The 13,226-nt window shown below is 30.1% G+C and carries 11 protein-coding genes and 1 CRISPR repeat array; of the genes, 4 read left to right on the top strand and 7 right to left on the bottom strand.

What is annotated here, in order from left to right; translation table 11 throughout:
• Nucleotides 1–4 precede the first annotated feature (4 nt).
• Complete coding sequence (locus tag F553_RS0107810; protein ID WP_018999676.1) at nucleotides 5–1,162, bottom strand: toxic anion resistance protein; 1,158 nt, start codon at nucleotides 1,160–1,162, stop codon at nucleotides 5–7.
• Between the two features lie 5 nt (nucleotides 1,163–1,167).
• Nucleotides 1,168–2,133, bottom strand: coding sequence for a 5-bromo-4-chloroindolyl phosphate hydrolysis family protein (locus F553_RS0107805; RefSeq protein ID WP_018999675.1), 966 nt, complete (start codon nucleotides 2,131–2,133; stop codon nucleotides 1,168–1,170).
• A 197-nt stretch (nucleotides 2,134–2,330) separates the two neighbouring features.
• Between F553_RS0107805 and F553_RS0107800 the strand changes: the two genes are divergently transcribed.
• A complete protein-coding gene (locus F553_RS0107800; protein WP_018999674.1) occupies nucleotides 2,331–2,822 on the top strand; it encodes an HD domain-containing protein in 492 nt (163 codons plus the stop codon).
• Nucleotides 2,823–2,852: 30 nt separating this feature from the next.
• The gene (locus F553_RS0107795; protein ID WP_018999673.1) at nucleotides 2,853–3,383 is read left to right on the top strand and encodes a GNAT family N-acetyltransferase; all 531 of its coding nucleotides are present in this window, start codon (nucleotides 2,853–2,855) and stop codon (nucleotides 3,381–3,383) included.
• Between the two features lie 202 nt (nucleotides 3,384–3,585).
• A CRISPR array of direct repeats spans nucleotides 3,586–4,278; the repeat unit is 30 nt; unit sequence ATTTAACTTTAACAAGAGTTGTATTTGAAT.
• A gap of 152 nt (nucleotides 4,279–4,430) precedes the next feature.
• On the opposite strand, the gene uraA is transcribed toward F553_RS0107795, so the two are convergent.
• On the bottom strand, nucleotides 4,431–5,702 hold the full coding sequence (gene uraA, locus F553_RS0107785; protein ID WP_015562292.1) for a uracil permease: 1,272 nt from the start codon (nucleotides 5,700–5,702) through the stop codon (nucleotides 4,431–4,433).
• A 202-nt stretch (nucleotides 5,703–5,904) separates the two neighbouring features.
• Here uraA and F553_RS0107780 point away from each other — a divergent pair, with 202 nt between their 5' ends.
• Nucleotides 5,905–6,378 (top strand): nucleoside deaminase, encoded by a 474-nt coding sequence (locus F553_RS0107780; protein ID WP_008537708.1) that lies wholly within the window; start codon nucleotides 5,905–5,907, stop codon nucleotides 6,376–6,378.
• 78 nt (nucleotides 6,379–6,456) lie between these two features.
• Here the strand turns inward: F553_RS0107780 and ftsY are convergent, their stop codons facing one another.
• From ftsY to F553_RS0107760, 4 genes are all read right to left on the bottom strand, one after another.
• A complete protein-coding gene (gene ftsY, locus F553_RS0107775; RefSeq protein WP_008537707.1) occupies nucleotides 6,457–7,383 on the bottom strand; it encodes a signal recognition particle-docking protein FtsY in 927 nt (308 codons plus the stop codon).
• A 3-nt stretch (nucleotides 7,384–7,386) separates the two neighbouring features.
• Nucleotides 7,387–10,947, bottom strand: a complete 3,561-nt coding sequence (smc, locus tag F553_RS0107770) for a chromosome segregation protein SMC (protein WP_018999672.1) — start codon at nucleotides 10,945–10,947, stop codon at nucleotides 7,387–7,389.
• Between the two features lie 39 nt (nucleotides 10,948–10,986).
• On the bottom strand, nucleotides 10,987–12,018 hold the full coding sequence (locus F553_RS0107765) for an HlyD family secretion protein (protein WP_018999671.1): 1,032 nt from the start codon (nucleotides 12,016–12,018) through the stop codon (nucleotides 10,987–10,989).
• Between the two features lie 183 nt (nucleotides 12,019–12,201).
• Entirely contained in the window at nucleotides 12,202–12,882 is a 681-nt protein-coding gene (locus tag F553_RS0107760; RefSeq protein WP_244263950.1) for an HAD family hydrolase, read from the bottom strand.
• A gap of 140 nt (nucleotides 12,883–13,022) precedes the next feature.
• Here F553_RS0107760 and F553_RS0107755 point away from each other — a divergent pair.
• A partial coding sequence (locus tag F553_RS0107755; RefSeq protein WP_018999669.1) for a transposase occupies nucleotides 13,023–13,226 on the top strand: 204 nt, incomplete at its 3' end.

Here is a 13,226-nt window from a genome sequence, read left to right as displayed (position 1 = left end):
TATTTTAACGATGAGCCAATAAAGTTTGTTTTAATTTATTTTCAATTTGTACAAGTTCAGCTTCTGCTAATTTACGACGTTCACGTCCATCTTTTTGAATTTTAATAGTTTCTTCAATAGTAGAAATCAAATCTTCATTTACTTTTTTTACAGTTTCGATATCTACAATTCCACGTTCTGTTTCACGTGCTGTTTCTATTGTATTTTGTTTCAACATTTCAGCATTACGTCGCAATAATTCATTTGTAGTATCTGTTACTTCACGTTGCATCTGTAAAACTTTTTGCTGTCTAGATAAACCAAGTGCAATCACAATCTGACTTTTCCATAATGGAATAGTATTATAAATAGCACTTTGCACCTTATCAACTAAAACTTTATCATTATTTTGAATAAGACGTATCTGTGGTGCTGTCTGTATAGCTATTGTTTTACTCAATTTCAAATCATGAACTTTTTTCTCAAAACGACTGACAGCATTTTCAAAATCACTGACTACCTGCACTGCCATTTGATTTTGAGAATTTACAGCTTCCATACGCAATTTAGGAATAGTATGCTGTTGCAATTCTAAGATTTTTTCTTCGCCAGCTTTAATATATAACTGCAATTCTTTAAAATACTCTAAATTTCGTTGATACATAGTATCAAACATCACAATATCTTTCATCATGCTCATGCGGGCTTTATCTAATTCGCCTTGTATCTTATCAATCTGTACAGATAATTTATCATATTCTGCCATCATACTTTTAGCACTGCCAACTAATGAGCCTAAAATAGGAATTTTCTTTATAAATCCACCACTATTTTTACTATCTACATCAAAACCTTTTACTTTTACTACTAAATTGCTTAATAAATCGCCAACATGCCCACTATCTTTACTGCGAATATTATTCAAAATACTATCTGAAAACTCCGCTATATTTCGTTGTGCATTTATGCCATATTGTACCGAAGTCTGTGAATTCGTTAAATCTATATTTTCTTTTATTTCATCAATACGTTTTCTATCTTCTGGTGAAATCAATTCTGTTTGCTTTGTAACCTGCTCAATTTCTTCTTTTTTTGTCATTACTTGCCAATTTTGAGCATCAGCATTATTGTCCATTGTCTGTGTTTTTGCTTTGATTAAATCATCTAAACTAATATCTGCCATAAGTTTCACCCTCTATTCATATTATCAAAAAATTTGCGATAAAAATCTTCTTTATCCATAAATAAATAGCGTATACCTTCTATAAATCCCGCAATAAAAGGTATGCCTGTCCATGAGAATAATAAATAAAAAATGCCCATAAAAGTTTTGCCTAAATAAAATTTATGTGCGCCAAAACCGCCAAATAAAATTCCTAGACCTCCAGCAATTAATTTTTTACGCAAAACTTCATCACTATCAAAAAATTTTTCTGGTAAATGTTTTAATTGCCAACGCATTTTCTGCATAGGTTTATCGTGCATACAAATTTTACGTCTATAGCTAAAGCCAGATTTTATCTCTTGAGTGCGGTCTTGCTTTTTCACATCAAAACCATCTGCTTTTATTGTATTTTCCATGACCTTTAATTCCGCATCCATATCTAATAACTGGTCATTTATCAATTTTTCAAATTGTTCTGTATAAGCATTACTCAATCCATATAAAGTATTTTTTGTTCTTTCCTTTATATCATTTACACTATCTGTATTTAACTGCGTATTTTCTATTTCTACATATTTTTCAATTAAACCAGCCACAGTATCTTGATAATAATCGATAAATCTTCTAGCTAGAGTAATTTTCTCTGGATGTTTTTGTAGATATTGTAAAATATTCAAAGATACCTTTTGCATATCTTGCACATGCATTTTTAATTCACTATCTCTAATATATTTCAATGAACCTTTTATATAATTATAATCCTCTAACGCTTTTTGATAACTTTCCTGCAATAATTTACTATTTTCACTATCATCTAAATCTAAACTAATCTGCTTTTTTTTATTTGGTTTAAATGTCAAAAAGACGCCTACACCTAAAGCTACCGCTCCTATCAAATTCACAATATCACTAAAATGTGTTATCATATCAAACCCAATAAAAGCCAAAATAGTCGTTATAACTGCTAAAAACATAATAAAACTAAACATAATTTTTATTCTCCTATATTTTATTATACTTATTAAATTCTAATAAACCCTTTTAAAATCCTGCACTACAAAAATAATTATACAAAATTTATACTGATTATGCTTGTATATCATATTAAAATTGTATTAAAATAAAATTAAAATTTTTTCTTGATTTCTATTTTCTGAAACAAAACTATACTTAGGAGGCTTTTATTATGACAAATATAAATAATGTATTAATAGAAATGATTAATTATTATCAGGGCGACCCTAAACGTATTCAACATTTTCTCAAAGTACATAGCTTTGCAAAATTCATAGCAGAACAAGAAAACTTACCCTCAGATAAATTATATATTTTAGAAATCGCTGGCTTGATGCATGATATTGGCATAAAAATTGCTGAGCAAAAATACAACAGTAGCAATGGCAAATATCAAGAATTAGAAGGCCCTGCACCTGCTAGAGAAATACTTGAAAAACTCCAAGTAGATACTGCTGTAATAGATAGAGTATGTTTCTTGATTGCTCATCATCATACTTACAATAATATTGACGATTTAGATTACCAAATCCTAATAGAAGCAGATTTCTTAGTAAATCTTTATGAAGATAATTGCCCAAAACAAGCTATAGAAAATGCATTAAACAGAATTTTTAAAACTAAAACAGGCATTAATTTATGTAAAACTATTTATGGTATTTAATCATATTAAACTAATAGAAAGGAATTTTTTATGTCCCAAAACCTTGATATTGAATTAAAACCAGTAATTCCCAAAGAATATCCTACATTTATCAAAAATTTACAAGAGGCTTTTTCTCCTGCAATTATTGAAAAATTTGGCACAAATGAATATCTTCCATCTAAAAATGATATATTATCCTCACTTACTGCTAAAAATGCAGAAGTTTTCCACATTATTTATAATAATCAATGTGCCGGCGGTGTTGTTCTCATGATAGATAAAAATACTCATCATAATTCTTTAGATTTATTCTTCATATCACCAAAATATCATGGAGACGGCTTGGGTCTTGCAACATGGAAAACCATTGAGAAAAAATATCCCGATACAATCACATGGAGAACAATTACGCCATATTTTGAACAAAGAAATATACATTTTTATATAAATAAATGCGGATTTCATATAATAGAATTTTTCAATAAATATCACAAAGAAAAAAATATGCCCAATCATATAAATGATAAACCCAATCCATGTATAGATAATTATTTTCTCTTTGAAAAAAAGATGAAATAATCCAAAGAAATGCTACTTGCCAAAGATATTTTATCTCTAATTTTACCAGCTAAATTCTTAAAAAAGCTTTTCATTACCTGAAAAATAAGGCTTTTTATAAAATCTTTAAAATTACCATTATCGCTGGTAAAAAATATCAATATCCTTGTATATCAATACTTTTAATAGTATAATGAAAATCACAAATACTGATTTTTCTAGCATTTAACTTTAACAAGAGTTGTATTTGAATTCTGTAAAAAGTACAGTTGGTGTATTAAAAACAGCAGATTTAACTTTAACAAGAGTTGTATTTGAATATCCATTTTATTAATCTAATAACTGGTTCATTTAAAAATTTAACTTTAACAAGAGTTGTATTTGAATAATCTAAAAATTTTTATGAAGGGCTCCAAGAACATCATTTAACTTTAACAAGAGTTGTATTTGAATGTAGCGAAGAACCATACGATAGATGGTTTGGTACAGATTTAACTTTAACAAGAGTTGTATTTGAATAATTAGACCATAACTTATTTATTTTTTGTCTAGTAAAATTTAACTTTAACAAGAGTTGTATTTGAATACACGGGGTGTATTTGATTTAAATTTAAATTTTATTATTTAACTTTAACAAGAGTTGTATTTGAATATATATAAAAAACAATTTTAAATCCTAAATGTGCATTTAACTTTAACAAGAGTTGTATTTGAATTGGGTTTATACAAATGAAATATGATGTACCTACAGCTATTTAACTTTAACAAGAGTTGTATTTGAATAGAAGCACAGTCTGCACTTAGTGGTGTGGGTTCAAAATTTAACTTTAACAAGAGTTGTATTTGAATGTTATAAAGCTAATATAGAAAAACAAAATAATTCCAAATTTAACTTTAACAAGAGTTGTATTTGAATGCGATTACTGATGAAAAGATATATACTTCTGTATTATTTAACTTTAACAATTGTATATTTCTAAAATAACTTTTCCACTATTTGATAAATATGTAGATAATTATAAAAATAAAAACTCATGGATTAAAATACCCATGAGTTTTTATTTTGCTTTATTCTTTATTAGCTATACCTAATTTACCAAAAACATAAAACGATAAGCTGAGAATCATGCCACAGACAACAGCAAGACCCATACCTTTTAATTGTACAGGACCGATATTTACAGCAGCTCCACTAAGACCACTTATCATAGTTACGGCAGTAAGTATCATATTTTTCGTACTAGTATAATCGACTTTCTTCTCTATAAGCATACGTATACCAGAACAAGCGATAACACCAAATAATAATACAGAAATACCGCCCATTACTGGTACTGGAATAGCATGAATAATAGCAGCAATTTTACCAATAAAAGAGAAAAGAATAGCAAAAACAGCAGCTCCACCAATTACCCATACACTATAAACACGAGTAATAGCCATAACGCCCATATTTTCGCCATAAGTAGTATTAGGAGTTGAGCCTACAAAACCAGATAAAACATTAGAAACACCATCAGCAAATAAAGAACGATTAAGTCCTGGATTTTTAATTAAATCTCTATCTACAATACTACTTGTAACAACTACATGCCCAATATGTTCAGCAAAAACTACAAACAATGCAGGCATGATAATCATGATAGCGTGAATATTAAAAGTTGGTTCATAGAAAGTTGGTACTTGTACCCAACTAGCAGCTTCTACACCAGACCAATCTACAATACCTAAACAAAAAGCCATAATATATCCTGCAATTACACCAATTAATACAGGAATTACACTTAAAAATCCTCTACCAATTACAGAAGCCAAAATTGCCACAGCTAATGTAAATACAGAAGTAATCATTGCAAGCTCATTTGGAATGCCTTGAGATTGCATTGTATCACTGATAAAACCAGACATATCCAAAGCAAGTGGTGCAAGCTCAAGACCAATTACTGCTACTACCGCACCCATTGCAGCTGGTGGCAAAATAATATCAATCCAAGCTGTACCTAATTTACCCACAACAAAAGATAAAATAATAAAAGATAAACCAAATGCTATAAATCCACCTTGAGCATCGCCATAACTAAGTCCACTAGTAGCAAGTACTGCTAAAACTGGAGAAATAAATGCAAAACTAGAACCTAAATAAGCAGGTAATTTCCCTTTACAAATGATTAAATACAAAATTGTACCTATACCATTCATAAATAAAGCTGTTGCTGGATTTACATGAAGTAAAAAAGGAACTAACACTGTAGAACCAAACATAGCAAACAAATGTTGTAAACTAAGTGGAATTCCTTGCAACAAAGGCACTTTTTCTTCTACGTCATAAAACTTTTTCATTTTGTCCTCGCTTTCATAAATAAATAAAAAATTCCTTAGTTATTTTATCATAAGAAATCATATCTATCTATTTAAAAATAAAAATATCTATTAAAAACCAAAAGATTATTGCATATTTACTGCTTTTAATTTATATTTATATAGGCAAAAAATAAAAACATTATTTTTTCCTATATATTTTATTATGAATAGGAGATTTTTTATGACTAAAGAAGAATTTATGCTTATTGCAACTCAAGAAGCTGATAGTAATTTAACAACTAATGAAGGTGGTCCTTTCGGTGCAGTTATTGTAAAAGATGGCAAAATCGTAGGTCGCGGTCATAATCGTGTACTTATAAAACATGATCCAACTTGTCATGCTGAAGTTGAAGCTATTCGTGATGCTTGTCAAAATTTAGGTACTCATGATTTAACAGGTTGTGAACTCTATACATCTTGCTATCCATGTCCAATGTGCCTTTCTGCTACTATCTGGGCAAACATTAAAAAAGTTTATTATGGAAACACAGCTAAAGATGCTGATAAAATTGGTTTTAGAGATGATTTCATCTACAACTATATTGAAGGAAAATGCCAAGATATCTCCGTTTTAGATTTAGAACAATTTGGTAGAGATATCACTATAAAATCCTTTGATAACTTTGCACAAAAAACAGACAAAACAATCTACTAAAAACAAAGAGGATAAGTTTTATACTTATCCTCTTTTTATTATTTTTATTATCATCAAATAAACAATTATTTAATTATATTATTCTTCTACTTTTTGGTTAAACAAAGCCGCTGCAAAGTCATTAGCTACAAATGGTCGTAAATCGTCCATACCTTCACCTACGCCAATCCATTTTACTGGCATACTAAGTTCAGATTTTAAGCCAATTACTACACCGCCCTTAGCAGTACCATCTAATTTAGTCAATACCAATCCAGAAATAGGAGCTGATTTTGTGAACAATTCAGCTTGGCTAATTGCATTTTGTCCTGTTGTAGCATCTAATACTAATAATGTTTCATGTGGAGCTTCTGCTATTTCACGTTTAATAACTCTTTGAATTTTATTTAATTCTGTCATTAAATTAGCTTTATTATGCAAACGTCCTGCTGTATCAATGATGAGTATATCCACTTTTCTTGCGATAGCAGCTTTCACAGCATCAAATACTACTGCTGCTGGATCTGAACCTTCTTCATGTTTAATCACAGGAACATTTACTCTTTGACCCCAAATTTCTAATTGGTCAATAGCCGCTGCACGGAAAGTATCTGCTGCTGCAAACATGACATTTTTGCCTTGTTCTTTATAATATCTACCTAATTTACCAATAGTTGTAGTTTTACCTACACCATTTACACCGATTACTAAAATTACTGTAGGCCCAGATTTAGCAATGTTTGTTTCATCAGAACCTTCATTTAACATTTCTGTAATACGTTTAATCAAGAATGGTTTTAAATCTTCTGGAGAGTTAATCTGTTTTTTCTTAATACCAGCACGAACATCGTCCATTAATTGTAAAGAAGTTTTTACCCCTACATCAGCTTGAATTAAAGCATCTTCTAATTCATCTAATAAATCATCATCAATATCAGCATAACCAATAATTACTTTTTCAATTTTCTCTGTTAGAGATTTACGTGTTTTTGTAAGACCTTCTTTTAATTTACTAAAAAATCCCATCTTTTAACCTCTTTCCTCAAAATCTTCTAAACGAACAGATATCAACTTAGATACACCAGCATCTTCAATAGTTACACCATACATAACATCAGCAGACTCCATTGTTCCCTTACGATGTGTTACTAAAATAAATTGAGTGCGTTTGGCATAATCTTTTAAAAACTTCGCGAAACGTTTGACATTTGCTTCATCTAATGGAGCATCAATTTCATCTAATACACTAAATGGTGCAGGATTATAAGTGAAAAATGCAAACAGTAATGCTATAACTGTAAGCGTTCTTTCCCCACCTGATAATACAGCTAGACTCTGTGGTTTTTTATCTGGTGGTTCTACTTCAATTTCAATACCTGAACTTAAGATATCTTCTTTATTTGTTAAAATTAATTTTGCATTGCCACCGCCAAACAAACGTTTAAAAATATCATTAAAATATACTTTTATTTTATCAAAAGCTAAACCGAATTGTGTAGACATTGTTTTATCTATCTGTTCAATGATTTTCGTTAAATCTTCTTTAGCCTTGACTAAGTCCTCAATTTGTTTACTCATAAAGCTATAACGTTCATTTAATGTTTCATATTCGTTGATAGCATTTGGATTTACAGGGCCGATTTCTTTTAATTCTTTGTCTAATTTCTTTAATTTAGATTTCAACTCATTTTCATCAAGTTCTAAACGATGATTTAAAGCTTCTTGTGGAGTCAATTCATATTCTTCTTGCATACTTTGTAAGCACTGCTTAATTTCAGTTTCTAATTTAGCTACACTTACTTCACATTTATGAATTTTATCCTTGATAACGCCTACTTTACTTGCAATTTTAGCTCGTTCTTCGTCCATATCAGATAATTCACTTCGCATACCTAATTGTCTTTTATATAAAGTATCGTATTCTTCTTTACCATCAGTTTTTAACTTTTTTAAATTAGCTACAGATTCTTCTAATTGTTTTAATTCAGCTAAACTATCATCAATGACTTTTTGTAATCCAGCCATTTCTTTATCACTATCAGCTAAAAATGCCTTAAATCTTTCTGCCTGTCCTGTCAGCAAATTCAATTTATCATTATAGCGAATCACTTCTTGTCTTGCCTCTGTACAACTAATTTGTTTTTGCATTACCTTTTGTTGACGAATTTTTAAATCATGTTTCAATACTTCAATCTCACTATAAATATCTTCATAAAGATTTTGTTTTTCATCAACTTGAGCTTCCATTTGAGCAATTTTAGCTGTTTGTTTTTCAATATCTGCTTCGATAGCTGTTTTTTTCACGATTAAAGCAGATATGCGATTATCTATAGCTTTTAAGATATCTTCTTGATTTACAAACCAATTTTCTAATTGCTTAAATTCTACTTTTTTCTGTGCTAATAGTAACGATAACTCTTGCCAATCTTTTTGCAAACGGTTGATATTTTCTGCTAAAGCCACGCGTTTTGCTTCATCATCTTCATATTTATTTTTCGCATCACGCAATACTTTACGCTCACTAGCTAGATAATCTTTTAATTCTAATAACTCACCTTTACGATGTAAATAACCTGCTTCCTTGCTTTGGCTACTACCACCAGCAATAGCACCACCAGGTTGCAATAATTCACCTTCTAAAGTTACGATACGCAAACGATAATCATATAACTTAGCTAATTTCAAAGCGTTATCCACATCATCAACTACTAAAATTCTACCCAATAAAGATTGAGTTATCACTTTATATTCTTCATCAATATTTACAAGTTCATCTGCATAAGCGATAAAACCATGTTTACCTGGTTCAATTTCAGTGCGTTTATTTTTATGTGGCTGAACAGTAGTCAGTGGCATAAAAGTTACACGACCAAATTTATTTTCTTTCAAATAATTAATTGCTGATTTTGCAGTATCTGTATCTTTAGTAACTACATTTTGCATAGCAGAGCCAAGAGCTACTTCAATAGCTGTAATAAAAGGATCTTCTACCTTTATCAATTCAGCTACAGCACCGCAAATACCTTTTTGCCATGATTTATCTGCTTTTAAAACTCTTTTTACAGCCTTGCCAAACCCTTCATATGATGCTTGCATTTCCTGGAAAAATTTTACTTTTTCCTCTGCCATACGCACATTTTGGCGAGTTTCATTGATAAATTCTGTAGCCTCTTTGCAAACTTTTATAAGTTCATCTAAATTACTTTGTTGAGAATTGATACTTTCTTGCTTAGCCTGTACCTTTTTATTGATATTATCAATCTCTACCTGTAATAATTCCTTAGCTGTATTTTTTTCTATTTTTTCATTAATTGCATTTTTATGTGCACTATGCTGATTTTCAATATTTACATCTATATCAGACATATCTCGCTTTAACAATAATAATACCTTATTTTGTTCTTCTATCTGCTTGCGCTTTTCATTATCTTGCTCTTGCTTTAATTTAATTTCTTCTTCTTTCGCTTTAATATCATTTTCTACTTTTTGTACACTTGAATTTTCTTCTTGCAGGGCAAGTTCCAATTTATCTGCAGTATTATTAGCAATTTGAGCTTTTCTTTTCAATTCTTCTCCATCAGCTAAAGATATTTTTAATTCTTCTTTTGTCTGATTTTGTCTTTCCTCTAAACGCTGTTGAGACTGACAACTCTGTCGTATACGCTCTTGTAATAAAGTGGCTTGATTGCGACTGCGTTCTATTTCTTCATGGATTTTTTGATTATTTTCACCAAGCAATTTTATTTTCTGTTCTAATTTATTTATCTCACTTTTTTTAGCGATTTTTTCACTTTCAGAAACAGAAACTGTGGCCTCTAATGAAGCTCTTTCTTGTTCATAACCTTTTATCTCTAAATCCAATTTATTATTTTCATCTGAAAGATTTTCATATTTATACAAAATCTGCGTGAGTCTACAATCTTTATATTCTTTATTAATGACATTATATCGTCTAGTTTTATCAGCTTGTTCTTTTAAAGGTTCTAACTGTTTTTCAATCTCACTTACAATATCATTTAAACGTACAACATTTGCCTGTGTATTATCTAATTTGCGCACAGCTTCGCGTTTTCGTTCACGATATTTAGTAATTCCCGCACATTCTTCAAAGAAATATCTTCGCTCTTCTGGCTTTGTATTTAAAACTTCATCTACTTTATTCTGACTAATAACACTTATAGAATTTTTACCCAGTCCTGTATCGGCAAATAAATTATAAATATCCTTTAAACGACACTTTGTCTTATTGATTAAAAATTCACTTTCACCGGAACGAAATATGCGTCTTGTAATCATTACTTCCTGAAAATCTATAGGCAATTTACCATCACTATTATCAAAAGTAACGGAAACTTCCGCTGCACCAAGAGGTCTTCTTGTGGAGCTACCTGTGAAAATAATATCTTCTGCCTTATTTCCACGCAAATTGCGCACGTTTTGTTCCCCTAAAACCCAACGAATGGCATCTGTAATATTACTCTTACCACTCCCATTAGGCCCTACAATTGCTGTTATGCCCTCATCAAATTCTACTTCTAATTTATCTGCAAATGATTTAAATCCATACGCTTCTAATCGCTTTAACAGCAAAGTTTTCACCGTCCATTGTTGTTTCTATTTCATAAACTATTATCTATCTATTGTTATTTGAACTGTTACATCAGCACCAGGTAAAACTTTATCTTTTAATTCATCAGGGAAAGAAATTTTTGCTGCTGTAACTAAATTTTTATTTTCTTCATCTTCACTATCTTGATGTGTTACCTCTAAGACAGTACCTGTTAAATCCATATCATCAACAGAATAATGAACAAATTGACCTTGATGTACTTTAGCATATTGTTCTTCTGTAAGTGGTGCTTCTACCCATAAATTTTTAGTATTACCCACATTGATAAATACATCGCCTTGTTTTAATTCATCACCTTGTTTAAAATCAGTTAAATATATAATACCACTAACTGGAGCTGTAATATCGGCAAAATTATCATCAGATTGAGCTTGGTCTAAAGCTGCTTTTGCTTGATTTAATTGAATTTGAGCTGTAGCTAATGCTTCTGATAATTCTTTAGATGGAGCAGAAGACACACTTGCTTGTTGCTCTACAACTTGTGGTGTACTTGCTGCCGCTAAAGCACTTTGTGCTGCTGCATATTCTGATTGTGCTTCCGCATATTGTGTCGCACTTACAGCACCTATAGAATATAATTTATCCATCTTCTGTTTATTTGCTGCAGCTGCATCTAATCTAGCTTGAGCCGCTGCTATATTTCCTGTCGAAGAACTTGTAACTACTGGCTGACTTACTACCATAGAAGCTTTTACTTGTTGCTCTAAATTATCATAATTTACTTTTGCTTCGTCATATGCCTTTTGCAAAGCTTCAATTTGTTCAGGTGTTACAACTACTTTCATTTTAGCAATAACTTGACCTGCTTCTACCTTATCACCATCATTTACCAAAAGCTCTGTCAATGTTCCATCATTTTGAGCTACAACCATAACTTTAGAACTTGTGAGTTTTGCATCATTAATATTAATAATTCCTTGTCCCTGGTTCCATTTATATACACCAAAAATAGCCACAACAGCTATAAGTAGAATTATAGGAACACTATAAATTATAAATGGTTTTATTTTTTTTGTAATATCTTTTTCCATAATAGTACCTCCCATCTTCAACAATAAAAAAATCCTTTCTCATTCAATATATATCTAAATAAATGAGAAAGGCTGTATATATTCTTACAGCTAGTATTAAAAATACCACAAAACAGTAAAATACACAAGAAAATAGGCTATTTCTAATGAAATTATAACAAAATAATAATATTTATTTTTCTCTTAAATCAAACTAGTTAAATACTTTTTAACATCCTCAATAGAATAACAAATTACATCTGGATTTTTAGCTTTTACAGCATCTTCTTCTATTCTTGTTCCGTACAATACAGAAGCTATTTTTACACCAACTTGTCTAGCTGCATCAATATCAGTTGGCGCATCACCAATATAAATCACTTCATCTGCTGATAAATTGTATTCATCTATGACTTCTTGCATCATTTGCGGTTTTATACCACCTTTTATAGAACCAGTTTTCACTTTGTCAAAAAGATTTTCCATCTGATACTGTTTTAGAGATATTTCACAAGTTTTTGCACCTTTACCTGTAGCCAAAATTACAATGAGATTTTTACTTTTTAAATATTTTATTAAATCCACAACACCTATAAATGGTTTTGGTGTTATTTTTTTATGTAATCTTGCATAAGCATCATACAATCGTTTACAAGCTTCTTCATAGTCTTTTTCATTTACAAATTTTAAAATACTACCTTCTTCTATAGGTCCAAATGTATCTGCTATTTCATCATCAGATAATTCTCTATCCATAAAAGGACTTACTGCTTCTCTGATTGACTCAATAACTAATTTTAAAGTGTCTCCTATTGTACCATCAAAATCAAAAATAACTGCTTTTAACATAAATTCGCTGTTTCCAGCTTTCACCTCTTTATCCATATTTATATCTATTATCTATCAAATAAATAACAAAATCAATTTATTATGTTTAAATATATTAATAAATAAAAAAGTGGTAGATTTTTGAACTGCACCCCAAAAGTTGGACAAAAAACAACTTTTGGAGGTGCAGTTTTTTTATGACTAAATACTCAAATGAATTTAAAGTTAAAGCAATTAAAATGGTTTTAAAAGGAGATTCTATTTCTCATGTAGCTAAAATTCTAAACATGCCAAACACAGCTTCTCTTTGCAGATGGATATTTCATTATGAAAATGGTGGCATCTCACAACTTCTTCATAAAAATCGTAAATATACTCCTATCTTTAAGCAAAAAGTTATT

Origin of the sequence: Megamonas rupellensis DSM 19944, assembly GCF_000378365.1 — a bacterium.
In the GTDB taxonomy this organism is placed as follows: Bacteria; Bacillota; Negativicutes; order Selenomonadales; family Selenomonadaceae; genus Megamonas; species Megamonas funiformis.
The sequence above is the reverse complement of the archived record's forward strand: the minus strand, read 5'-3'. Positions and strand labels throughout refer to the sequence as shown.

Excerpts from the sequence above, each read along its gene's own strand:
- F553_RS0107810 (WP_018999676.1), bottom strand. The coding sequence starts at position 1,162 with ATGGCAGATATTAGTTTAGATGATTTAATCAAAGCAAAAACACAGACA.
- F553_RS0107805 (WP_018999675.1), bottom strand. The coding sequence starts at position 2,133 with ATGTTTAGTTTTATTATGTTTTTAGCAGTTATAACGACTATTTTGGCT.
- F553_RS0107800 (WP_018999674.1), top strand. The coding sequence starts at position 2,331 with ATGACAAATATAAATAATGTATTAATAGAAATGATTAATTATTATCAG.
- F553_RS0107795 (WP_018999673.1), top strand. The coding sequence starts at position 2,853 with ATGTCCCAAAACCTTGATATTGAATTAAAACCAGTAATTCCCAAAGAA.
- uraA (WP_015562292.1), bottom strand. The coding sequence starts at position 5,702 with ATGAAAAAGTTTTATGACGTAGAAGAAAAAGTGCCTTTGTTGCAAGGA.
- F553_RS0107780 (WP_008537708.1), top strand. The coding sequence starts at position 5,905 with ATGACTAAAGAAGAATTTATGCTTATTGCAACTCAAGAAGCTGATAGT.
- ftsY (WP_008537707.1), bottom strand. The coding sequence starts at position 7,383 with ATGGGATTTTTTAGTAAATTAAAAGAAGGTCTTACAAAAACACGTAAA.
- F553_RS0107765 (WP_018999671.1), bottom strand. The coding sequence starts at position 12,018 with ATGGAAAAAGATATTACAAAAAAAATAAAACCATTTATAATTTATAGT.
- F553_RS0107760 (WP_244263950.1), bottom strand. The coding sequence starts at position 12,882 with ATGGATAAAGAGGTGAAAGCTGGAAACAGCGAATTTATGTTAAAAGCA.